This window comes from Sporosarcina soli (assembly GCF_042655805.1).
Lineage (GTDB): Bacteria > Bacillota > Bacilli > Bacillales_A > Planococcaceae > Sporosarcina > Sporosarcina soli.
This window is the reverse complement of record NZ_JBHSNO010000016.1, coordinates 93,758-117,882: the sequence shown is the minus strand read 5'-3', so window position 1 is coordinate 117,882 and position 24,125 is coordinate 93,758. Positions and strand designations below refer to the sequence as shown.

Here is a 24,125-nt window from a genome sequence, read left to right as displayed (position 1 = left end):
CAAATATGAGTATTTATTCATCTTTCGTCATATTAATACACCTAGGAGGAGACAGAAACTATGAAAGACAGCAATCTGAAAAGATGGAAACTGGAAATGCCAGATACATATGTTATTTTATTCATCGTATTATTATTGGCTGCAGCGGCTACTTATTTTGTTCCAGCCGGTTCGTTTGAAAGGGAAGTCGTTGACGGGGTAGAACGGGTCGTCCCTAATACATATAGCAAAGCCGAAAATGATGGAACAGGCTTTATGGATCTTTTCCTTGCCTTACAGAACGGAATGGTGGAATCCGGAGGTATTATTTTCTTAGTATTATTTGCTGGAGGCGCTTTTGAAATTGTGGAAAGATCGGGCGCCATCAAAGGCGGGATCATGCGCGCTGTCGCCAAAACGCAAGGGAAAGAGTTTTGGCTTATCGTCATTATTTCTGTATTGTTTGCGCTTGGTGGGGCGGTCGGGGCTGTCGCCAACTCGGTCATTCCATTTGTCGCGATTGGCCTTATCATCGCAAGAGCACTTCGCTTGGATGCCCTCATTGCGGTTGCCATCACATTTGGGGCCACTTTCGCAGGCTTCAACGTCGGTTTCCTCAATCCTTACACAGTTGGAATCGCTCAAACCATTGCCGAAGTACCGATCTTCTCGGGGATGTTATTACGCGTCATTGTCTTTGTCATCATCGTGGGCGTTACGATTTTATATACATGGTTATATGCAAAAAAAATACTAAATGATCCTACGAAAAGTCTTGTCGGTATTTTGGACATGCAAACGAATGAAAATTCGGAAGAAGCTCTGCAAGAACCTTTTACAACTCGACATAAACTGATTTTGTTGTTTGTTGGGCTAGCGCTTCTTTTCTTCGTGTATGCGACGATTAAGTTCAGTTGGTCTATCAATCATATGGCGGCATTTTTCATCGTCATCGGAATTGGTTCTGGTATCTTAGCCGGCATGAACTATAACAAAATTACTTTAACATTTTTGGAGGGCTGTAAAAATCTCGTCTACGGAGCTTTGATCATCGGTGTGGCACGCGCGATCTTAATTGTTATGGAAAACGCACATATTCTGGATACATTCGTCTACGCGATTGCTCTTCCACTTGAAAATTTACCACCGATTCTTGCCGCCATTGGCATGTTCGTCGCCAATATGGCGCTAAACTTTTTAGTTCCCTCCGGAAGTGGTCAAGCGATGATCGCCATGCCGATTCTAACACCGCTCGCTGACATGCTTGGGTTGACTCGCCAAGTTGCGGTCCAAGCATTCCAGTTCGGGGATGGATTGACAAACAGCATCTTCCCGACATCAGGTACCTTGATGGCCTGCTTAGCGGTTGCAGGTGTTCCTTATGTGAAATGGGCAAAGTGGATGCTTCCTCTTTTCTTAATCTGGGTTGTCATTTCGATAATCGTCCTCTGTATAGCAGTGTTGATTAACTGGGGACCAGTATAATAAAGTAACAATTTATGCCACTCCGGTTTTCTTTCGATGGAGTGGTTTTTTTGATGGTAGGCGATTTTCATAGGTTAATCTATATGTATCGAAGCTGAATAAGCGCAAAAAAAATATTTGGTCCGTTTATAGGGGGAAATCTTGAATTTGCCTCCTTTTCAAATGATAAAACTCCATTATCGAAGTGTATATGCATTTGCAACAAGAGCTTTTTCAAAAAATCATGGATAAGAAAAAAGGACGTCAATGGGCGGATCAACTTGTCAAAGTGCATTTGAAAGACGGCGAGGAAAAGTGGGTTTTGATTCATGTGGAAGTGCAAAGTGACAATGAAAAGGACTTTGCTGAGCGCATGTTTCAATACTTTTATCGGATTTATGATCGCTATCATAAGGAGATTGTCGCAATCGCCGTCATGACATCACCGCATCAAAGTACATTCCCGACTCAATTCCACTATTCTTATTTTGGCACGGAGTTGCACTACGCGTATACTAATTGTAAGCTTAGCGATTATGACAATGAAGAGCTGGAGAAATCGGATAAGCTCTTCAGCAAAGTTGTCCTTGCAGCAAAATATATGAACGATACGCGGGAAGATGCGGACAAACGATATACGTTTAAAATGAAATTGATGCGGGAAATTTTGCAAAGTGATCGCTATTCGCATACGGAGATTTTAGCTGTATTCTACTTTATCGACTATTTATTGCGCCTGCCGAAAGAGTTGACGGAACAGTTTTACGATACAATGGTTCCGATTATAGAAAAGGAGGTTAAGCAGATGGTTCAATTTAACAATGAAGACCTATCCCCAACCATGGAAGCCGTTTTTACACGGATAAGAGAAGAGGGAGAAAGGAAAGGTATAGAAAAAGGTATAGAAAAAGTTGTATTAGAGATGTTGAAAGAGGGCTTACCAGATGACTTGATTACCAAAGTAACCAATATGAATAAAGAGGCGATTGAGAAGTTGAGAAGTAAGAATAGATAAAAAAGTTGCCAGATCTAAAACGGTTCAGAATCGTTTTAGCATCTGGCAATTTTTTTAGTGTAATAAAAATTTAGTTTGCAAAAGAAGAATAATATGTATATAGTGTGTATATAGTATATATACAATAATTCATAAAGAGGTTTTTGCATGCAAATTATCATTTCGAACAGTTCCAAAGAGCCGATTTATGGGCAAATCTATGCGCAAATCAAAAAGCTTATCTTAACAGGCGAATTGCAAGAGGGGCAGTCACTTCCTTCGATGCGCCAGCTCGCGAAGGATTTGGAGATTAGTGTCATTACAACGAAACGTGCTTATGAGGAACTTGAGAAAAATGGTTTTATCTATTCCATAGTAGGAAAAGGTTCGTTCGTCGCGGAGCAAAATTTAGAGATGATGAAGGAAAGAAAGATGAAAGCGATTGAAGAAAAGTTAAGTATGGCCATCCAAAATGGAAAGGAAATGGGCTTGAGCTTAACAGAATTAAAGGAAATGCTGACATTATTATATACGGAGGGTGAATGATGGAAAACGTAATCGAATTACAGCATGTTCATAAATCATTTGATGGTTTTCAACTAAAGGATTTTTCGATGACCGTTAAAAAAGGCTTCGTAACGGGGTTTATTGGTGGAAATGGTGTTGGGAAGTCCACGACGATTAAACTGATTATGAATTTATTGCAACCAGATAGCGGAACGGTTTCCCTATTCGGTTTGAATTATAAAGATCATGAAAAAGAAATCAAACAGCGTATCGGTTTTGTCTTTGATGAAAATATTTTTTATGAAAATGTAACATTGGCAGAAATGAAAAGAATTATAAAACCGTCCTACTCCAATTGGGATGATAACCTCTTCGATTATTATGTTCAAACATTTGAATTGCCATTAACGAAAAAGATTAAAACATTTTCAAAAGGAATGATGATGAAAGCGTCGTTAACCGTCGCTTTATCGCATCAGGCGGAATTAATTATTATGGATGAACCGACATCCGGTTTGGATCCGATTTTTCGGAGGGAGTTATTGGATATCTTGCATGATCTCATGCAAGATGGAGAGAAAACCATTTTCTTTTCTACACATATTACGACTGATTTAGACCGCATTGCAGATTATATAACGTTTATTCATAACGGCGAGCATATTTTCACAAAGGAATTTTACCGAATTGAAGAAGATTATGCCATTGTGAAAGGCGGAATGGAGCTGTTAGATGCGGATACAGAACGGGAATTTATAGCAATTCGAAAATCCGCTCATGGTTTTGTAGCATTAACGGATCGTAAGGCACGAGTCAGAACTATCTTTGGAGATATGGTTTTGACAGAGAAACCTACGCTAGAAGATATTATGTTCTATACGAAGAAAGGAGCGGAGCAGCATGTTTAATTTAATTCGTAAAGATATCGTCTTACAAAAATCAACGTTACTGATTTTGTTGCCTGCTTTGCTTGTTTATTTGCTGTTAAATACTTCATCGATTTGGGTAGGGATTGTCTTTAGCGTAGTCATCATCATGAATGCTTTTGCGAACGACGAAAAGACTTCAATCCATATGCTACTGAATTCTTTGCCGTATACACGGAAAGAGATTGTCAGTTCGAAATACATCGGTGCTTTTATTTTCATGAGTTTGGTTGTTTGTATCATTTTTATAGGTAATTTATTGATCCATCAAGAAATAACAGCATGGAAAGACATTTTGTTTATGGTTAGCCTTGTAATGGTGGCCATTTCATTGTTTTTCCCCTTTTCGTATAAATTTAAAAGCCAATATATGTTTATAGCTTCGGTTGTTTTCTTTGCTATTTATCTCGTTGTCGTTAATTTCTTTATTCCGAATTTAAACGATATAATGAGGGAGTTTGTGCAAGTGTTATTAACTGTACAAACTGCTCAGCTTTATTTGATCATCGCATTGGCAGTTTTGACGCTCTATGCATGTTCATGGCTATTGTCAATTCGTATTTATGAGAGAAAAGTTTTTTAAGGGGAGAAAAAATAATGTCAAAAGCAACAGTCGCTGGAATTATTATCGGTATTGGATTATTAATTCTTTTAAAGGTATTTCAGGATTCAATACCGCGCATTACTGATCCACTGACGAATATACTCATTCTAATTGGCTTCGTGCTTTTGGCAATTATTTATGGTGTATCTCGACTTAGAAAAAATAAAAAATGAAATCCCTCCAATTTTGGATAAGGAGGTGATTGAGAAGCTGAGAAAAAAGAATAGCAAAAAAGTTGCCAGCTCTAAAATAATTTTAGCAGCTGGCAACTTTTATTAGAATCGGAAGAAGAGTCCCCCTAAATCTATTTATTTGAAATTATTATATAAAGAAATGAAGGCTTCACGTGAATTCTCGATGGTTTCCAATGGTACACTGTAGCATAGTCTGAAATGACCGCTTAATCCAAATCCGGTACCCGGTACGATTAGTAATTTATATTTCTGTGCAGCATGATTGCAAAATTCCACATCATCGGCAATCGGTGCCTTTGGAAACACAAAGAAACCACCTTTTGGCACAGCGAATTCAAATCCGGCATCGGATAGAATTTCGACAATCTTGTCTCTTCGCACTTTGTAAGGAGTTGCGTCCACTGTTAAATCAGGCATTTTGGCAATTGCACGTTGCATCAAAGCGGGTGCATTGACAAAGCCAAGCGTGCGATGAGCATAAACGAACGCACTTATTAACAAGTCAGCATCTGGTGTGTTTTTGTTTAATGCGATATAACCAAGTCTCTCCCCAGCGATCCCAAGGTCTTTACTGAAGGAACTAGCCAAAATGACTTTATCATGTGAAAGAAATGGATTGACTTGTTCGCCTTCAAATATCAATTGGGCGTAAGGTTCATCAAAAAGCATATAAATCGGTTCTCCGCTTTTTTCTTCTGCCTCTTTTAATAATGCTCCAAGTTCGTTAAGGTTTTCTTGACTCAGTATTGTGCCCGTCGGGTTATGAGGTGTATTTATAATAATCCCTTTTGTGAGTGGGGTGATGGATTGCCTAACCGCTTCGATATCAATTTCAAACTGGTCATTTAGCATACAACGAACCACTTTGCCGCCAAAATTTTCAATATATGCATCATACTCGGCAAAATAAGGTGAAAGTACAATCACTTCTTCACCACTGTTTAAAATACTTTTTAATGCGGAATTCAAGGCTCCCCCTGCACCGACAGTCATGACAACATGCTCAAACGAAATTTCAGTGTTGAACCGAGTGGCTAGGAATTCTGCTACTTTCATTCTTGTCTCAGGAATTCCCTGGTTTGGTATATATCCGTGATTAACCTGTCCTGCCTCTTCAAGTAAGGCTTTTGTAAATGCTTCGGGTGGTTTATTAAATGGATTACCAAGTGAAAAATCAAAAACTTGATCCTCGCCGAACTCTTTTTTTAATCTTGCTCCTTCATCAAATAACTTTCGAACCCAAGATCCACCTTGTAAACCTTTTGCCATAACTTCAGATATACTAGCCATTCATTCTTCTTCCTTCCCTTGAATAGTCAACGATTTTTGGTAGAAATGTGTAAACTAATCTTTATCTTTATACTAATGACGATTTTTACAATTCATTTATCATTATAACAATTTTTAGAGGTATATGCTCTTGAATTATTCATAGTATTTCCTAATCACTTATGATTCTTTTGCCACATCCAGTACCTCACGAAAAGCTTTTGAAATGACGGAAGTGCCGACTACTGCGACATAATTTGCGCCTCGCTCAAATTCCCTTCTGACTTGTTCTTTACTTGCCGCAACAGCTCCCATTAGTACGCCTAATTTCCGGCCCTTCTCAAATAATTGTTCGATTACTTTTTGGACTTCCGGATGGTCAGGACCATCTGTATACCCCATACTAACCGCTAAATCTGTCGATCCGATGAAAGCCATATCAATGCCCGGAACACTCATAATGGCATCGAAGTTTGCCACTGCTTGTGGAGTTTCGATATGGACGATCACCAACGTTTCCTCATTGGCGCTCTGTAAATAGTTTGTTCCGCGAACTTTGCCATATTGTGCAGCACGAATATAATAAGCGGCTCCTCTTTTCCCATGTGGTGGAAATTTAGCCTGTTGTACGACTTTTTCCGCTTCTTCTTTCGTATTGACCATCGGAATATGGATTCCTTTAGCACCACGATCCAACACTTTCTGTATGCCGGACTCATCATAGGAAACCCTGACAATGGGAGCGATTTGTACCGCATCTGCTGCGCGCACCATATGTTCCAACTCCGAATAACTGAAAGCGCCATGCTCATCATCGATGAAAACAAAATCAAATTCGAGATGACCATACACTTCAACCATTGACGGGGAATAATCACCAATCAGGACACCCACCGCTTTGTACCCACCTAACAACCTACTCTTTAATGAACCCATCATCCAACAACCCCCACTCATCAATTAATAGACTAACTATATCATTGTACCTGACATCTTCTATATAAAACTGTTTAAAATCAGAGCCACCCTAGAGAGTACAAGATTTTTAAAAGGTTTGATACATGGGTTGGACTTGTCCTTTTTCTATCTCCCTTGTAGGCATACTCCAAGCGTCTGAAGAATACGATGATGTAAGCATGACGGAGGTAGAGTGGGAAAACAAGTTCACCCAATTGACTATTAGCATGAGAAAGGACAAGCCATATGTCAGAATATCATCGTAAATCATCTTTTGAAGTGATGGAGAAGCTGGACGTGACCCGTGAAGGGCTGAGTGATTATGACGTCCAAATGAGACAAGAAGTATACGGTACGAATGAATTGTTGGAAGGGAAAAGGACAAGCGCATTTGCCGTGTTCTTTGGGCAGTTTAAAGATCTGTTAGTCATTATTTTACTCGTTGCGGCGTTCATTTCATTTTTATTGGGCGAAGTGGGCAGTACGATTGTCATCCTGATTGTTGTCATCTTGAATGCTGTTTTGGGTACTGTCCAGCATGTGAAGGCAGAACAGTCTTTGGATAATTTGAAAGAGTTGACTTCGCCTGTTGCAAAAGTGGTGCGGAACAATCAAATCGTAGAGGTTGCATCTGCAGATATCGTCGTTGGCGATCTTCTTTATTTGGAAGCTGGGGATTTTATCAGTGCGGATGGACGATTAATCGAAAGCCATAATTTGCAGATCAATGAAAGTTCGCTGACAGGTGAATCGCTGGCTGTAGGGAAGAGTACCGTGCCAATCGATGACGAGGATGTCCCTCTTGGCGATCAAAAAAATATGGTGTTCACGGGTAGCTTTGTCACCAATGGACGTGGACTAGCTGTTGTGACGGCAATCGGAATGGAAACGGAAATTGGAAAAATCGCAAACTTATTGGATAGTGCAAAAGAGAAGAAAACCCCTTTACAAGTCAGCTTAGACCATTTCGGCGAAAAATTGGCGTTAGGAATTACGATGATTTGCGTAGCCATTTTTGCGATTGATCTTGTGCGGGGACGCGAATTGGTAGAATCGTTCATGTTTGCCGTATCGCTTGCAGTTGCGGCCATTCCAGAGGCATTGAGCTCCATCGTTACCATCGTGTTAGCGTTTGGAACACGAAAAATGGCGAAGGAGAATGCCATTATCCGCAAGCTCTATGCGGTTGAAAGCCTTGGAAGTGTATCGGTCATTTGCTCAGACAAGACAGGCACGTTAACGGAAAATAAAATGACGGTCCTAAACGTCTATGTGGATCAAAAAGTCATTCCGTATAATGAACTACAAACCGCGAATGCCATCGAAAACAAATTGATTGTACAAGCACTGCTATGCAATGACGCATTTGAAAAAGAGCAGCAAGAAATCGGTGATCCTACTGAAATGGCATTGGTGAAATTAGGGAGACAATACGATTTCAACGAGTTGACTGTCAGAGAGCAGTATCCACGGGTGGCAGAACTGCCTTTTGATTCAGGGCGGAAGCTGATGAGTACGGTACATCGGTTTAATCAGCAAACAGTCATGATCACAAAGGGAGCATTGGATGTTCTTCTTCCTAAACTAGTGAAGATCGAAACTGCGAACGGTCTTCGAGTGATGACACAAGCACAACGTCAAAAAATCGAAGAAGTGAATCGTCAGTTTTCGATGAGTGGACTTCGGGTACTGGCAATTGCTTATAAAGAGGTACAGCGAAATCGAACAATTGATGTAAATGACGAAAAGGATTTTACTTTTGTCGGGTTAGTGGCAATGATGGACCCTCCGAGAAATGAGTCGCAAGCAGCCGTTGAAAGTTGTATAAGAGCGGGGATTAAACCCGTCATGATTACAGGCGATCATAAAATAACTGCTACGGCCATTGCTCAACAAATCGGGATCTTAAAAAATCCATCAGAAGCGATCGAAGGTTATGAAATCGAACGCTTAACCGATCAAGAACTCCAAGAAAAAGTGCAAGATGTCTCTGTCTTTGCCCGTGTAACGCCAGAGCATAAAATTCGTATTGTGAAGGCTTGGCAGGAGAAAGGACATGTCGTCGCGATGACGGGGGATGGCGTCAATGACGGACCTGCCTTGAGACAAGCCGATATCGGTGTGGCAATGGGGAGAACCGGTACCGAAGTCGCGAAAGATGCATCTTCTATGATTTTAACGGATGATAATTTTACAACGATTGTCAAAGCGATTTCGAATGGAAGAAGCATCTATACGAATATAAAAAATGCCATTCTCTTTTTATTATCCGGAAATGCAGGTGCCATTTTCGTAGTGTTATATGCAACAGTGTTAGGTTTACCTGTTCCCTTTGCACCGGTGCATTTATTATTCATCAACTTGTTGACGGATAGTTTGCCAGCCATTGCGATCGGTTTAGAGCCGCATAATAAAAAAACGATGAAGGACAAGCCGAGAAATATTCACTCCCCACTATTAAATAAAGCCTTTACCACGCAAGTGATGCTCGAAGGTCTATTGATCGCAATCGCTACAATCTTCGCTTTTCGAATGGGTTTGTCAACAGGAGATACGCTTACCGCAAGCACAATGGCGTTCACAACTTTATGTTTGGCCAGATTGGTACATGGTTTCAACTCCAGATCCAAGGAATCCATTTTCGCAATTGGCTTGTTTACAAATAAATACACCTGGGTGGCGTTTTTTGTAGGTATTCTTTCCTTGCATCTTGTCTTGTTTGTCCCAGCACTTGCTGGTGTGTTTAAGGTTGCAACATTGAGTATCGAACAATTTTGGTGGATTTATAGTTTGGCCTTTATGCCGTTCTTGGTGAATCAATGGGTTAAAGTGCTGTTTGTTAGAAGGAAATGATGGTCATTCTATTTTGGATTCCACTTTAAGAAACTTACAATACCACAAGTAAATATCAAAGTGAGTTTGCTATAGCTCCGTCCACCCCTTGCGAGAATACTTGATTCGCAAGGGGTGGACGTTTTTAAAGTCAAATAAAATAGAATGTCGGAAAAAACTTATTTTTTGCAATAGTGATATTTACAAGCTTCAAACCTCGTGATAGAATACGACCATAAGGTTATCGAGTCATCTGATGACTTGATGTTATATGAATTGTGAAGGAATTGTAAGCGGTTTAAATGTGGGAGAATTCATTATTCAAGGGGGAAACACAATGTCAAAGTTGAATGTGAGGGTATTATCCGCTAGTTTAATAGGCAGCGCGATTGAGTGGTTTGATTATTTTTTATATGGGACGGTAGCTGCTTTAGTTTTTAATCAGTTATTCTTCGTAAGTGAGGATCCAGTAATGGGATTAATTCTCGCTTATACTTCCTTTTCCATTGCCTTTTTCTTACGACCTTTCGGTGGGGTTGTTTTTAGTCATATTGGGGACCGTTTAGGTAGAAAAAAGACGTTAGTAATGACGCTAAGTATAATGGGCTTGTCCACTTTCGCTATGGGTTTGTTGCCTACTTACCAAGTGATCGGAATTTGGGCGCCAATTTTTCTAACTTGCTTACGTTTTTTACAAGGATTGGCACTTGGTGGTGAATGGGGCGGTGCTTTATTGTTAGCGGTTGAATATGCACCGAAAAATAAAAAAGGGTTATTTGGAAGTGTGCCGCAAATGGGGATTTCCATTGGTTTAATTTTAGGATCGCTGGCTATGTCCGTGATGACCCGTTTACCAGAAGCTCAGTTTATGTCATGGGGATGGCGAGTACCGTTCTTATTAAGTGCCTTACTTGTTTTAGTGGGCTTATGGATTCGGAAAGGGATTGATGAAACACCTGACTTTAAAAAAGCTCAAGCAGCAGGTGAAATCTCAAAGCTTCCGATTGCAGATACTTTACGTTTCCATTGGAGAGCAGTGTTAATCGCAATGGGGGCGAAAGTGGTTGAAACGGCACCATTTTATATATACGGAACTTTTATTGTCTCCTACGCAACATCCCATTTGTCATTTAATCGAACTGAAGCTTTGAATGCTGTTGTCATTGGCTCAGTAGTTGCTACGATTCTAATTCCGATTATTGGGCATCTATCAGATCGAATTGGTAGAAAGAAAATTTACTTATTTGGTATTGTGGCGACTGTATTATACGCTTTTCCATATTTCTGGATGTTGCAACAAGGTTCGGCATTTTTACTAACTTTAGCAACAGTTATTGGCCTTGGAGTCATTTGGGGATCTCTCAATGCTGTACAGGGAACGATGATGTCGGAATTTTTCCCAGCAAAAATTCGTAACACCGGTATTTCATTAGGTTATCAGCTTGGTGCAGCAGTTGCAGGAGGAACGGCGCCGCTTGTGGCAACAGCCTTATTGGCTACTTTTAATAGTTCTTACGTTCCGGTTGCCCTCTATATGATTTTGGCTGCAGTGATCAGTCTAATTGCCATTGCTTCTGTAAAGGGCAACAGTCAAACAAAGGAACGTATAGATTCGAAACTTGAAGTTAGCAGTTAAGTTTGTTGGAAAGATACTTTTCTACTTATTACGTTTAATCGGCGTAGGGAAAACCTTGCCGATTAAACCTATCGATTGAACGAAAGAAATACATAAAAATTGAAAATGCAATTGTAAGTGAGGCTATCTAATTTGATTGAAAAAACGGGAGAGCGAGGGGATTTGAGTTTTTTAAGTCTGATTCAAAAATTATGATGTATAATATAGTTACAATGTAACTATTTAAAGGGGACAGTGAGGTGGAATGGGTTGCAATATAAACAAATAAAACCCAAAAAGATATATGAGGAAGTAGCTGAGGCTTTACATGAAATGATTCGGACTGGCCAATTAAAGCCAGGCGATAAGCTCGAATCCGTGCAACAGCTAGCCGAAAATTTTCAGGTGAGTAGATCAGCTACAAGAGAGGCCTTGTCCGCTTTAAAGGCAATGGGTTTGGTTGAAATGAAACAAGGGGAAGGGACCTTTGTAAAGCAGTTTGAAGCGGAGCAACTAATTTTCCCCTTATCAACTGCCATCCTTATGAACAAACAAGATATCTCCCATCTTTTAGAAGTCAGGAAGATTATTGAAACAGGAGCTGCTGCATCAGCAGCAAATAACCGAAATACAGAAGACTTAGCGATTATGGCTGAAGCTTTAGAAGAAATGAAGCAAGCAGGGACCAGTGACGAAGAACTTGGTGAGAAGGCGGACTTAAAGTTTCACTTAGCCTTATCTGCCGCATCTCGTAATCCGATATTATCCACTTTGCTAGATCAAGTATCGGAACTCATGGTTGAAACAATGAAAGAAACAAGACGTATATGGTTCTTCTCAAAACAGACAACGATCGAGAAACTATACCAAGAACATCTAAAAATCTATCAAGCGATTGTAGAGAAGGACGAGGAAAAAGCTCGAAAAGCGATGATGTCCCATATTGAAAATGTAGAAAATATCTTGAAGAAATATTTTCATGAAGCAATTGACAAGCAGTAGGAAATTTAGAAGGAAGGGAGGTTATTCAATAGGAGACCCTCCTTTTTATTCATTAATTTACAGTAGCCTATAAATAGATAAGAATTTTCTATTCACTAATCATCAGATGACCGGTTGACTTGATGGGCTCAGGGAATAGCGTAAATGTTAAGGGAGTGAGGAAATATGAGAGTAACTCTTTTTGCAACTTGTTTAGTAGATATGTTTCAAGGAGATGTTGGAAAAGCTGTCGTTGAGGTGTTAGAAAGACTCGGATGTGAAATTGAATTTCCGGAATCGCAAATTTGCTGTGGCCAACCTTCATATAATAGCGGATACGTAGAAGATACGAAAAATGCGATGAAAAAAATGATTTCTACGTTTGAGCATGCTGAGTATGTCGTATCCCCGTCAGGTTCTTGCGCATACATGTTCAAAGAGTATCCACATGTTTTCAAAGGTGATCCTAAATGGGAGCCAAAAGCACAGGCGTTGGCAGATAAAACGTATGAATTCACTGAATTTATCGTTGATGTATTGAAAGTGGAAGATGTAGGCGCTCATTTAGAAGGAAAAGCTACTTACCATACTTCCTGTCATATGACGAGATTATTAGGGGTGAAACAAGCGCCTATGAAGTTATTAAATCACGTCAAAGGCTTAGAATATACAGAGCTCCCAGGTAAAGAGCGATGCTGTGGGTTCGGTGGAACTTTTTCTGTGAAAATGGGGAACATTTCAGAGCAAATGGTCGATGAAAAAGTATGTAATGTGGAAGAAACAGGGGCAGATCTATTAATTGGCGCGGATGCAGGTTGTTTAATGAATATTGGAGGCAGAATTGATCGGCAAGGGAAGCCGATTAAAGTGATGCATATTGCTGAGGTGCTGAATAGTCGATAAAGGAATAAATAAACGATTAGAAAGGGGGATCTTCTCAAATGGCAATGAAAATAAGTACTGATAAGTTTAATGATCGTGTAGATAAAGGATTACAGGATTCGTTTATGCGCGGTGCGGTCTCTAGTGCGCAAGAGCGATTTCAAACACGTCGTTTAGCTGCCGCAAAAGAGTTAGGAAACTGGGAAGATTGGCGCTCGCATGGAGAGGAAATCCGCCAGCATGTACTAGAGAATTTGGATTATTATTTAGAGGAATTGAGTGAGAATGTCTCCAAAAGAGGCGGTCATGTCTACTTTGCGCAGACTGCTGAAGAAGCAACAGAATATATTCAAAACGTGGTAAAACAGAAAAATGCAAAGAAAGTTGTGAAATCCAAGTCGATGGTGACAGAGGAAATCAACTTGAATGCGGGTCTGGAGAATTTGGGCTGTGAAGTTATTGAAACAGACCTTGGCGAATACATTCTGCAAGTGGATGACCATGAACCGCCATCACATATAGTAGTTCCTGCTTTACATAAAAATAAAGAACAAATCCGTGATGTCTTTAAAGAAAAACAAGGCTACGATAAAACGGAACAACCAGAAGAGCTTGCTTTACATGCACGTGAAAAACTGCGTCAGGAATACCTAACTGCAGATGTAGGAATTACAGGGTGTAATTTTGCCATTGCTGAAACAGGTTCCATCACGTTAGTAACGAATGAAGGAAATGCGGATTTAGTTGCTGCATTACCGAAAACGCAAATTACGGTGATGGGAATGGAGAGGCTTGTTCCTACTTTTGAAGAAATGGAAGTTCTTGTAAGTTTATTGACGAGAAGTGCAGTGGGGCAAAAACTAACGAGCTATATTACCACTTTAACGGGTCCAAAAGAAGAAGGAGATGTCGACGGTCCGGAAGAGTTTCATCTGGTCATCGTTGACAATGGCAGATCTGATATTCTGGGTGGAGAATTCCAGTCGATTCTGCAATGTATTCGTTGTGCAGCATGTGTGAATGCTTGTCCGGTTTATCGCCATGTGGGAGGTCATTCTTACGGTTCCATTTATTCGGGTCCTGTCGGAGCCATCTTATCACCGTTACTTGGCGGGTATGATGATTATAAAGAATTACCTTACGCTTCTACCTTATGTGGTGCCTGCACAGAAGCCTGTCCAGTAAAAATCCCATTACACGAACTTCTTCATAAGCATCGCCAAGTCATCGTAGAGAAGGAAGGACGCGCCCCGGTATCTGAAAAGTTAGTCATGAAAGCTTTTGGTCTTGGCGCATCCTCACCCGCATTATATAAAATTGGTTCAAAAATGGCGTCACCTGCCATGTCGCCCTTTACAAAGGGAGCTAAAATTTCAAAAGGCCCCGGTCCACTAAAAGCTTGGACAGAGGCTAGAGAATTCCCAGCACCAAATAAAGAAAGATTCCGGGATTGGTTTCATAACCGTCCAAAGGGAGGGGAATAATCATGAATGGCACGATACAGAATCGTGAAGCCTTTTTAGGGAAAATCGCCAATCGTTTGGGCCGTGACCGAAAAAAGGTTGTAAAAAGACCCGAATGGAAATTCCACCCTCAAGACGAAGTGCTAAAAAATGCTACACAAGATGACTTAGTCGGTGTATTACAAGAACAATGTAAAAATATCCATACCAATTTTGTGCTCACCAATTTAGCGGGGCTTTCCGGCTCACTGAAAGAAGTTGTAAACAATTACGGCGGAGGCCCGGTCGTTTCATGGAAAGATGAGCGTTTTGCTCAATATAGCTTAGCTAAGCTAATGAATGAAGAATGGCCGCGGGACAGTGTAGATCTTCATGTGTGGGACCATACAAAAAAGGAAGTAAATATTGATAAGGCTAATGTTGCAAACGTCGGAATCACGATTAGTGATATCACCCTAGCGGAATCAGGAACAGCTGTCCTTTTTAGTAGTAAGGATAAAGGAAGAACGGTCAGCTTTTTACCGGCTAATTCTGTCATCATTATTCCGAAAAGCAGCATTGTTCCACGAATGACACAAGCTGCTCGTATCATTCGTGAAAAAGTAAAAAGCGGAGAGCAAGTAGCCTCTTGCATTAACTTTATTACAGGACCTAGCAACTCAGCAGACATCGAAATGATCCTCGTTGTGGGTGTTCATGGGCCGATCAAAGCGACCTATATCGTTGTTGAAGATTTATAGAATAGAAATGGTTTGTCATAGCCAGAAGACTACTGAAAAACTTGCGTTTGTTATAGTTCCCTGTCTATCCCTTGCCAGAATCCCCGATTTGCAAAGGGGTAGACATCTTTTCGGGTCTGTTTGGAAAATAAGGGGTTTAAATCAAATGGTGCATTTTAGCGTTGATAGCACGTTTCACCTGTTGAATTTCTTTGATTTCATCTTTACTCAATGGATTCGGATTGAACCAGTTCATGAACGCATTGTCATAGAGCCCGTTATAGACTTGTCCTTCATAGGAAATGGAGTATGAAAAGCGTTCATGGATTTTATTTTGGATAAATGCTTTTAAAGTTTGAAGTTTGGTCAACATCAAGAATCCCTCCATTTTTTGTGTGGTGTCAGCCGTTGTCTTTCTGTAGTTATAGCGTACCGTTTGTAAATGATAGACTGGTGAGACGAAGATTAGAAATGGATGAGAAATAGAAGTTTGAGGGTCTTTAAAAAATAGTAGGGTCGTTTTAGGGGACAAATTTTAAATTTGTCTCCTTTTCGAATGGCAAAATTCTCTTATCGAAGTGTATATACATTTGCAACAATTTACTTTTAATTGGAAGTATAATAGGGTGAGGATAGAAGTCTGAAAACTTGCTTAGGGGGTGTTGTGAAAGTATGGTAACAGCATTGGTATGGGAAAAGTCGTCCGATTATAAGACGGATGTTATCGATCAGGACGGGCTTTGGAAGAAAGTGATTGGGGACCTTTTTGAAGACTTTTTGTTATTTTTCAAACCGGATTTACATGCGCAAGTCGATTTTACGAAAGAAGCGGAGTTTTTGCAACAGGAGCTTTTCCAGAAAATCATGGATAAAAAGAAAGGTCGTCAGTGGGCGGATCAACTTGTCAAAGTGCATTTAAAAGACGGTGAGGAAAAGTGGATATTGATGCACGTAGAAGTGCAAAGCGACAATGAAAAGGACTTTGCTGAGCGCATGTTTCAATACTTTTATCGGATTTATGATCGCTATCATAAGGAGATTGTCGCAATCGCTGTCATGACATCGCCGCATGAAAGTAGGTTTCCGACTCAATTCAACTACTCTTATTTTGGCACGGAGCTACACTATGCGTATACTAATTGTAAGCTTAACGATTATGATAATGAAGAGCTGGAGAAATCGGATAAGCTCTTCAGCAAAGTTGTCCTTGCGGCAAAATATATGAACGACACACGGGAAGATGTAGACAAACGATATGCGTTTAAGATGAAACTAATGAAGAAAATTATTACCGATAATAAAAATTCCCGTTCAGAGATTCTGGCTGTACTTTACTTTATCGACTATTTACTACTTTTACCAGAGGAATTATCCAAAAAGTTTCATGAAACAATGATCCCGATAATACAGAAGGAGGCGAACGACATGGTTCAATTTAACGGGGAAGAGTTATCCCCTACAATGGAGGCAATTTTTGCACATTTTCAAGAAGAAGGGAAAAGAAAAGGAATTGAACAGGGTATAGTAAAAGGTATTGAACAAGTAGCGCTTGAAATGTTAAAAGAAGGTTCTTCCGTTGAATTTATCGCCAAAGTGACACGTTTGGATAGAGAGGCGATTGAGAAGTTGAGAAAATTGAATGGATAGGAAGTGGTGTTATACTTAGTTAGCGTTGAGCGGATATGAAAAAATGAATCCGTTTTAAGGGGCAAATTTTGAATTTGCCTCCTTTTCGAATGGCGAAATGCTGTTATAGAAGCATCTATACATTTGCAACAATTAACGTTTAACTTGATTCAGCAAATCTTTTTGTACTGAAAGCGAAGCGTCAGCTACAGAAGTCCCCCACTTCCATAAGTGGCGGGATGAATACTAGAATACATTTCAATCAGAGGGAATCCAAACTCCTTGCTAATTAGAAGAACTCAAGCTAAGATCGCCGCGTCCTGAAAGTGCCTTAATTTCTGCAAAAAAACGCAGAAATACGGCCAATCGAACTCTTCGCTGTTTGATTCGCAATTACGCCGAGGCGTAATTGATTTGGAAGTGTAATATTGTAAGCATAATGATTATGATAATGAAGGGGTGACCATGATGAAAATTATCGTAGCACCGGATTCTTTTAAAGGGAGTCTGACCGCGGTGGAAGCGGCACAAGCAATGGCTGCTGGAGTGAAGGACTATGATGCAACCATTACGACTGTTTTATTACCGGCCGCTGACGGTGGAGAAGGGACGATGCATAGTTTAGTGGGGGCCACGCAAGGGACAGAAGTGGCTTGCGCTGTCCAGGATCCGCTAGGTAGAACTATTGAAGCAAACTATGGTGTGCTTGGGGATGGGGAAACGTGTGTCGTTGAAATTGCGGAAGCTTCGGGTCTTACGCTTTTACATGAAGACGAAAGGAATCCACTCGTTACGTCGTCTTATGGAACAGGAGAACTTATCCGATATGCACTAGATGCTGGCTTTCGTAAATTCATCATCGGGCTTGGCGGTAGTGCGACGAATGACGCAGGAGCCGGGATGTTACAAGCACTTGGCATGAAATTCCTTTCCAAAGAGGGCGTAGAGCTGAATCCGGGAGGCGGTGCTCTCAATGAACTACATACAATGGACAGTTCTCATTTTGATAAGCGAATTGCGGAAAGCCATTTTCTCATTGCTTCAGATGTTGAAAATCCTTTTATCGGTCCTACAGGTGCATCTCCTGTTTTCGGTCCGCAAAAAGGAGCGACGCCTGCAATGGTGGCTCATCTCGATCAAGCACTTAACACCTTTGCGAATGTCGTTGAACAACAAATAGGCATATCACTTCACGCGAAAAAAGGGGCAGGTGCAGCTGGTGGAGCAGGTGGTGCATTTCAAGCATTTATGCCAGGGGAAATGCAACAAGGCATTCATGTCGTGTTACAAGCGATTGCATTTCACGAACAGCTAAATGAAGCGGATCTGATTTTAACGGGAGAAGGCAAAACCGATATACAGACGTTATCGGGAAAAACACCTTTCGGCATAGCAGAAGTGGCACGTCAGGAAGGAAAACCAGTCCTGTTAATTTCGGGTATGGTGGATGAAGAAAGCAGGGAGGCCTTGCAACCGTTTTTTACTGAATTACATGAAGTATCCGATGGAACCCGTTCGGTAGATGAATTAATGAAGCATGCTGCTTATTATTTACAACAAAAAACAAAAGAAGTGCTGGAACAATATTTGGGCATTTAAAATAAAGGGCTGTCAAATCGAAGTGATAATATGACAGGACTGGTACAAGTGTCGACAGTTTAATTTCAAAAAAGAGCGTAGACATTGTCATAAAATAACTCTGTCTACGCCCTGATGGCAGTGCGTTCTTATTGCCTTTTCATTTATTATTTTTCCGAGTTAGTCAACATTGAAATATCTCGCATCTGGATGGGCAAAAACGATTGCGGAAACCGAGGCTTCTGGTTCCATCATGAATTCTTCTGTTAAATGGACACCAATGTCCTCTGGTTTTAGCAATTTGAATAATTTAGCTTGGTCTTCCAAGTTGGGACAGGCCGGATAGCCGAAGGAAAATCGTTGCCCGATATACTTTGCTGCAAAGCGATCGCGCATCGTAAAATCAGTTGCATCTGGAATGCCCCATTGGTCGCGCATTTCTTGGTGGATCCGTTCCGCAAATCCTTCTGCGAGTTCAAGTGCGGTCGCTTGGAATGCGTGGCTTTCTAGGAACTTCCCTTCTTCTTTTAATTTATTTGCGAAATCGCGTACGCCGTGTCCTGCTGTCACTTGCATGAATCCGACATAATCCATCTCGCCGCTAGAAATTGGCTTTAAGTAATCGGCTAAGCAGAGAAAGGGTTCCTTACTTTGACGCGGGAAAGTGAAGCGTTCAATTTCCGTTTTTGAATCTGCTGGATCGTAAATAATGACGTCATCTCCATCGGATTGGGCCGGGAAAAATTGATAGAGACCGGATGCTGTCAAGTTGCCTGACTCTAAAAAACCGGTGACCATTTCATGCAGCTCCAAAGCACGTGGTTCTTTATTTTCCAACATTTTATCGACATTGCCCCGCAGTCCAAGATGATGGCCGATCAATGTCCGCATATTGACGTACGGATAGAGATGGGAGATGGAATAATCTTTTTGAATCCGACGCCGTAAATCTTTTGGAACTCTCACTGGAACATCCTCGCGTACCGTTTTTACAGGTCGTGTTGCAACGGCTACCGCGGGAGCATTGGCTTGTTTTTCCGCCTTAATGGCATCGTTTGCTGCTCGTTTTTCTCGTTGTTCGTGTAGTTCCATTAAGAGTGTTGCTTTCTCTTCTTTGTTTTGAAGACGATTGGCAAGTTCGAGCCCGTACATTGCATCTTTTGCGTATAAAACCGGACCATCGTATTCTGTCGCAATTTTTGTATCGGTAAATCTTCGCGTCAATGCTGCACCGCCAACGAGCACGGGCAAATCGATTCCCGCAGCTTTGAAGTCCTGAGCAGTGATGACCATTTGCTGGGCGGATTTGACAAGTAGGCCTGATAATCCAACAATATCCGGTTTTTCTTTACGGATCACATCGATCAGTGTAGATGGAGTTACTTTAATCCCAATATCGACGACTGTGTAGCCGTTATTGCTCAAAATGATATCGACCAGGTTTTTTCCGATATCATGGACATCGCCTTTTACGGTGGCTAGAACGATTTTCCCCTTGCCCGTGTCTCCCTCATTTTTTTCCATAAATTGCTCGAGGAAGGAGACAGATGTCTTCATCACTTCGGCACTTTGCAGCACTTCTGCAACAATCAGTTGATTGTTGTTAAATAAGCGGCCGACTTCCGCCATGCCGTCCATTAACGGTCCATTGATAATATCGAGAGGCGCGTCATACAGGTCAAGTGCCGCTTCCAAGTCGGGAATCAAGCCCTCTTTCGTTCCTTCCACTACATAATAGCTAAGTCGTTCCGGGACCGTTTTCGGTATATCATCTTCCGTTTTCTCTTTTTTCTTCCCGCGATAGAAATTTGTAAATTCCGCCAACGTTTCATCCGTTGTAGCAAAGAGCAGATCATTCGCCATTTTAATTTCCGCTTCAGGAATAGAAGCATAACGTTCAAGCTTCTCCGTATTGACAATCGCGTAATCGAGTCCCGCTTGCGTACAGTGATATAAGTACACAGCGTTCAATATCTCGCGACCGACAGGGGGGAGCCCGAAAGACACGTTACTCACACCAAGAATCGTCAACGCACGCGGCATTTTTTCTTTAATGAGACGAATCCCCTCAATTGTTTCTACAGCAGAGCCAATATATTGTTCATCACCTGTTCCAACTGGGAAAACGAGCGGATCAAAGATGATGTCTTCCGGCGCTAATCCCCATTTGTTAACGAGGAGATCATACGACCGCTCGGCAACTTCGAGTTTACGTTCCCGCGTAACTGCCATTCCGGGTTCATCGATCGTCCCCACAACGACAGCGGCACCATACTTTTTGACAAGCGGCAGGACAGCATCAAATCGATCTTCGCCGTCTTCCAAGTTGATGGAATTGATGATTACTTTTCCTTGTGAATATTTCAACGCCTCTTCTATCACATTTTCATCCGTCGAGTCGATCACAAGAGGCACTTTCACTTTTTTGACGACTTCTTTCATAAATTTTGTCATATCGTCAAGTTCATCACGGTCCGGATTTGCGAGACAAATATCAATGACATGGGCGCCGCCTTTCACTTGAGCGCGCGCAATTTCTGATGCTTCTTCAAACTTACCGTCCACAATGAGCTGTTTAAACTTTCGGGAACCGATGACGTTTGTCCGTTCGCCAATCAACAGTGGACGCATCGAATCGTCATAGAGGAGCGGTTCAATACCAGACACTGTATGACCATGCGCTATTTCCGGGCTTTGACGCGGTTTTTTATCCGCCACAACTTCGCGGATGGCACGAATATGTGCAGGTGTTGTTCCACAGCACCCCCCGACGATGTTTAGCCAGCCTTTATCGGCAAAACCTTCTAGTTTCTTCGAAAGAGATTCAGGCGATTCATGGTAATGACCTTCCTCGTCCGGTAGCCCGGCATTTGGATAACAACTGACATAACTTGTCGCCAGCTCTGAAAGGGAGCGGAGGTGATCCGTCATAAATTCCGGTCCGGTTGCACAGTTGAGACCGACAGAAAGCGGCTTGATATGCTCTATTGAAATATAAAATGCTTCGATGCTTTGACCCGCTAGCGTTGTACCCATCGGTTCTATCGTCCCGGAAATCATCACGGGCAATTCTTGTCCAGTCTCTTCGAAAGCGCGCTTGATGCCAAGCGTCCCAGCTTTGACGTTGAGCATATCCTGGCTGGTTTCCATTAACAGTAAATCGCAACCGCCTTCGATCAGCGCCTTTGCCTGAATATAAAAGTCGTGTGAGAGACCGTCAAATGTAGCGCCGCCCGTTACGGATAATGTTTTTGTTGTCGGTCCCATCGCCCCCGCGACGAACCGTGGCCATTCCGGGGTGGAAAAGTCATTCGCACATTTTTTTGCGATTTGCGCTGCTCGGAAATTAATATCATAGGCTTGATCGCCTAAATCATAATCATCCAGGACGATCGCTGCCCCGCCAAAGGTATTCGTCGAAATGATATCTGCACCAGCGTGCAAATATTCACGGTGAATATGGTCAAGGACATTGGGTCTTGTCACGTTTAAATACTCGTTGCAGCCATCATATTCTTCACCGCCGAAATCTTCGGGAGAAAGATTGGCATTTTGAAGCATGGTGCCCATCGCCCCATCCATGATGAGTATTCTTTTCTGGAGTTGTTGTTCAATTAGGTGTTTAGACATGAGTTGCCATTCCCTCTTTCTTTGCATCAATTGCTTGTACATGTTGGATTAATTCAAGTGATAGATCGTAACGAAGGAACGGTGTAATAATGTAGATACCGTTAAATAATTGTGCAGCCGTATCGATCAATTCTTTCGCAATTTGAAGGCCTTCCTTCGCCGATTGTTGTTTATCGTCACCATGTTTGCGCATGCGCTCAAGTACTTCATCAGATAATTTGATACCCGGCACTTCATGGTGTAAAAATTCAGCATTTCGGATATTCGTCAAAGGCATAATCCCTATGTAAATCGGTGTCTCTATATGCTTTGTCGCTTCATGGATTTCGATAATTTTTTCTTTTGAATAGACAGGCTGGGTAATAAAATAATCTGCGCCGCACTCGATTTTTTTCTCCAGCCTTTTGACAGCACGCTCTATGACACGAACGTTTGGATTAAATGCCGCTGCAACGGAGAAATTGGCTTTCTTTTGCAGCGGTTTCCCGGAAAAGGAAATGCCTTCATTCAATTGTTTAATCAGTTGAAGTAATTCTAAGCTTGATACATCGTAAACACTCGCTGCTCCAGGGAAGTCTCCCACTTTAGTCGGATCGCCGGTGATGGCGAGTATATCGTGAATACCCAGCGCATCGAGTCCCATTAAGTGGGATTGAAGACCGATCAAATTTCGATCGCGACATGTAATATGGACAAGGGGACGGACGTTGTTTGCATGCTTTAAAATAGAACCCATTGCCGTATTACAAATACGCGGAGAAGCGAGTGAATTATCTGCCATTGTCACTGCATCAGCACCGGCTTGGTACAGTACATCCGCGCCTTCTAAAAATTTCTGTGTGTTGAGATGGCGAGGAGTGTCCAGTTCAACGATAATGGAACGTTCTCTTTTGACTTTTTCATGTAAAGGTTCATTTTTTCTTGGATCGGCCTCTTGAATGACAATCGGTTTCGGCACTTTCACTATCTTATTGACGATTGGTGGTAAATCCGCAATCCGTTGCTTGACGGCTTTGATATGTTTTGGTGTCGTGCCACAGCATCCGCCGATCAAACGTACACCTTCATCGCGGAGCAAGACCGCCGCGCGTCCAAAATAATCTGCTTCGTCGACATAGACAATCCGTCCATCTTCGATATCAAGAAGACTGGCGTTTGGCGCTGCCGATAAAAAAGCAGTTTTAGGAGGCGTCACACCTTCGAAAGCTTGTATTGTATGGTGTGGTCCGAGTCGACAGTTGACGCCGACGACATCCGCACCTGTCGCTTCAAGTTGGTGCAAGGCATCGTTAAGTGATATACCATTTTGTAAGACGCCGGGTTCATGCATCGATACTTGTGCGATAATAGGTGTATCAGTCAGTCTCCTTAAATGAGTAACGACGGAAGATAATTCTTCAAAATCATAATAGGTTTCAAGTAAAAGTCCATCTGGATTTCCAGCTAATAGGACTTCCGCTTGTTCCTGGACAAACCTTATAATCTCATCCAATGAAGCATCACTTTTTCGAATCCCGCGAATCCCGCCAATTGTCCCCAATACAAATTGACCACCTGGTGCGGCTGCCCGCTTGGCAATTTGAATGGCTGCCTCATTGAAATCTTTTACCCGATCTTCCAGTCCGTAGCGAGCAAGTTTAATCGCGTTGGCACTGTATGTATTCGTTTGAATGATATCCGTACCAGCCGAGATGTACTCTTGGTGTATTTTCTCGATGATATCCGGTTTTTCAACATTAAGCTCTTCATAGCAAAAATCGATACCATATGAATAGAGCATCGTACCCATAGCACCATCGGCAGTGAGTACATTCGTTTTGAGTGTATCTAGCAAGTTCATCGTTATTCTTATCCTTTCATTATTAAAAAGTAAAAAATAAAAAAGCCTTCTAGAAAGAAGGCTTT

General features: G+C 41.6%; 19 protein-coding genes. 14 read left to right on the top strand and 5 right to left on the bottom strand.

The window, feature by feature from the left end; translation table 11 throughout:
- Window positions 1-60: 60 nt before the first annotated feature.
- The 6 genes from ACFPRA_RS21230 to ACFPRA_RS21205 all read left to right on the top strand — a co-directional run bounded on the left by ACFPRA_RS21230 (window position 61) and on the right by ACFPRA_RS21205 (window position 4,647).
- Complete coding sequence (locus ACFPRA_RS21230) at window positions 61-1,464, top strand: YfcC family protein (protein ID WP_381439179.1); 1,404 nt, start codon at window positions 61-63, stop codon at window positions 1,462-1,464.
- A gap of 196 nt (window positions 1,465-1,660) precedes the next feature.
- Complete coding sequence (locus ACFPRA_RS21225; RefSeq protein ID WP_381439176.1) at window positions 1,661-2,458, top strand: Rpn family recombination-promoting nuclease/putative transposase; 798 nt, start codon at window positions 1,661-1,663, stop codon at window positions 2,456-2,458.
- Between the two features lie 147 nt (window positions 2,459-2,605).
- Window positions 2,606-2,983 (top strand): GntR family transcriptional regulator, encoded by a 378-nt coding sequence (locus ACFPRA_RS21220; RefSeq protein ID WP_381439174.1) that lies wholly within the window; start codon window positions 2,606-2,608, stop codon window positions 2,981-2,983.
- Window positions 2,983-3,852, top strand: coding sequence for an ABC transporter ATP-binding protein (locus ACFPRA_RS21215; RefSeq protein WP_381439172.1), 870 nt, complete (start codon window positions 2,983-2,985; stop codon window positions 3,850-3,852). The genes ACFPRA_RS21220 and ACFPRA_RS21215 overlap by 1 nt, the downstream gene beginning before the upstream one ends.
- Window positions 3,845-4,453 carry an ABC-2 transporter permease gene (locus tag ACFPRA_RS21210; RefSeq protein WP_381439170.1) on the top strand — a complete coding sequence of 203 codons (609 nt, stop codon included), beginning with the start codon at window positions 3,845-3,847 and terminating at the stop codon, window positions 4,451-4,453. Before ACFPRA_RS21215 ends, ACFPRA_RS21210 begins: the two co-directional genes overlap by 8 nt.
- A gap of 14 nt (window positions 4,454-4,467) precedes the next feature.
- On the top strand, window positions 4,468-4,647 hold the full coding sequence (locus tag ACFPRA_RS21205; protein WP_381439168.1) for a hypothetical protein: 180 nt from the start codon (window positions 4,468-4,470) through the stop codon (window positions 4,645-4,647).
- 135 nt (window positions 4,648-4,782) lie between these two features.
- Here ACFPRA_RS21205 and ACFPRA_RS21200 read toward each other — a convergent pair whose 3' ends face one another.
- On the bottom strand, window positions 4,783-5,958 hold the full coding sequence (locus tag ACFPRA_RS21200; RefSeq protein WP_381439166.1) for a pyridoxal phosphate-dependent aminotransferase: 1,176 nt from the start codon (window positions 5,956-5,958) through the stop codon (window positions 4,783-4,785).
- 159 nt (window positions 5,959-6,117) lie between these two features.
- On the bottom strand, window positions 6,118-6,876 hold the full coding sequence (locus tag ACFPRA_RS21195; RefSeq protein WP_381439164.1) for an HpcH/HpaI aldolase family protein: 759 nt from the start codon (window positions 6,874-6,876) through the stop codon (window positions 6,118-6,120).
- Between the two features lie 264 nt (window positions 6,877-7,140).
- Here ACFPRA_RS21195 and ACFPRA_RS21190 point away from each other — a divergent pair, with 264 nt between their 5' ends.
- From ACFPRA_RS21190 to ACFPRA_RS21165, 6 genes are all read left to right on the top strand, one after another.
- Window positions 7,141-9,747, top strand: a complete 2,607-nt coding sequence (locus ACFPRA_RS21190) for a cation-translocating P-type ATPase (RefSeq protein ID WP_381439161.1) — start codon at window positions 7,141-7,143, stop codon at window positions 9,745-9,747.
- 316 nt (window positions 9,748-10,063) lie between these two features.
- The gene (locus ACFPRA_RS21185; protein WP_381439158.1) at window positions 10,064-11,362 is read left to right on the top strand and encodes an MFS transporter; all 1,299 of its coding nucleotides are present in this window, start codon (window positions 10,064-10,066) and stop codon (window positions 11,360-11,362) included.
- 249 nt (window positions 11,363-11,611) lie between these two features.
- On the top strand, window positions 11,612-12,343 hold the full coding sequence (locus ACFPRA_RS21180; RefSeq protein ID WP_381439156.1) for a FadR/GntR family transcriptional regulator: 732 nt from the start codon (window positions 11,612-11,614) through the stop codon (window positions 12,341-12,343).
- A 165-nt stretch (window positions 12,344-12,508) separates the two neighbouring features.
- Window positions 12,509-13,225, top strand: coding sequence for a (Fe-S)-binding protein (locus tag ACFPRA_RS21175; protein WP_381439154.1), 717 nt, complete (start codon window positions 12,509-12,511; stop codon window positions 13,223-13,225).
- A gap of 38 nt (window positions 13,226-13,263) precedes the next feature.
- Window positions 13,264-14,688: a LutB/LldF family L-lactate oxidation iron-sulfur protein gene (locus ACFPRA_RS21170; protein WP_381439151.1), complete on the top strand. Its 1,425-nt coding sequence runs from the start codon at window positions 13,264-13,266 to the stop codon at window positions 14,686-14,688.
- Between the two features lie 2 nt (window positions 14,689-14,690).
- On the top strand, window positions 14,691-15,407 hold the full coding sequence (locus ACFPRA_RS21165) for a LutC/YkgG family protein (RefSeq protein ID WP_381439149.1): 717 nt from the start codon (window positions 14,691-14,693) through the stop codon (window positions 15,405-15,407).
- A 136-nt stretch (window positions 15,408-15,543) separates the two neighbouring features.
- Here ACFPRA_RS21165 and ACFPRA_RS21160 read toward each other — a convergent pair whose 3' ends face one another.
- A complete protein-coding gene (locus ACFPRA_RS21160) occupies window positions 15,544-15,759 on the bottom strand; it encodes a hypothetical protein (RefSeq protein ID WP_381439146.1) in 216 nt (71 codons plus the stop codon).
- A gap of 299 nt (window positions 15,760-16,058) precedes the next feature.
- On the opposite strand from ACFPRA_RS21160, the gene ACFPRA_RS21155 reads away from it, so the two are divergent.
- Window positions 16,059-17,033, top strand: coding sequence for an Rpn family recombination-promoting nuclease/putative transposase (locus ACFPRA_RS21155; RefSeq protein ID WP_381439144.1), 975 nt, complete (start codon window positions 16,059-16,061; stop codon window positions 17,031-17,033).
- Between the two features lie 447 nt (window positions 17,034-17,480).
- Entirely contained in the window at window positions 17,481-18,611 is a 1,131-nt protein-coding gene (locus ACFPRA_RS21150; protein ID WP_381439142.1) for a glycerate kinase, read from the top strand.
- Window positions 18,612-18,770: 159 nt separating this feature from the next.
- On the opposite strand, the gene metH is transcribed toward ACFPRA_RS21150, so the two are convergent.
- On the bottom strand, window positions 18,771-22,220 hold the full coding sequence (metH, locus tag ACFPRA_RS21145) for a methionine synthase (protein WP_381439140.1): 3,450 nt from the start codon (window positions 22,218-22,220) through the stop codon (window positions 18,771-18,773).
- Entirely contained in the window at window positions 22,213-24,060 is a 1,848-nt protein-coding gene (locus ACFPRA_RS21140; RefSeq protein ID WP_381439137.1) for a bifunctional homocysteine S-methyltransferase/methylenetetrahydrofolate reductase, read from the bottom strand. The genes metH and ACFPRA_RS21140 overlap by 8 nt, the downstream gene beginning before the upstream one ends.
- Between the last annotated feature and the right edge of the window lie 65 nt (window positions 24,061-24,125).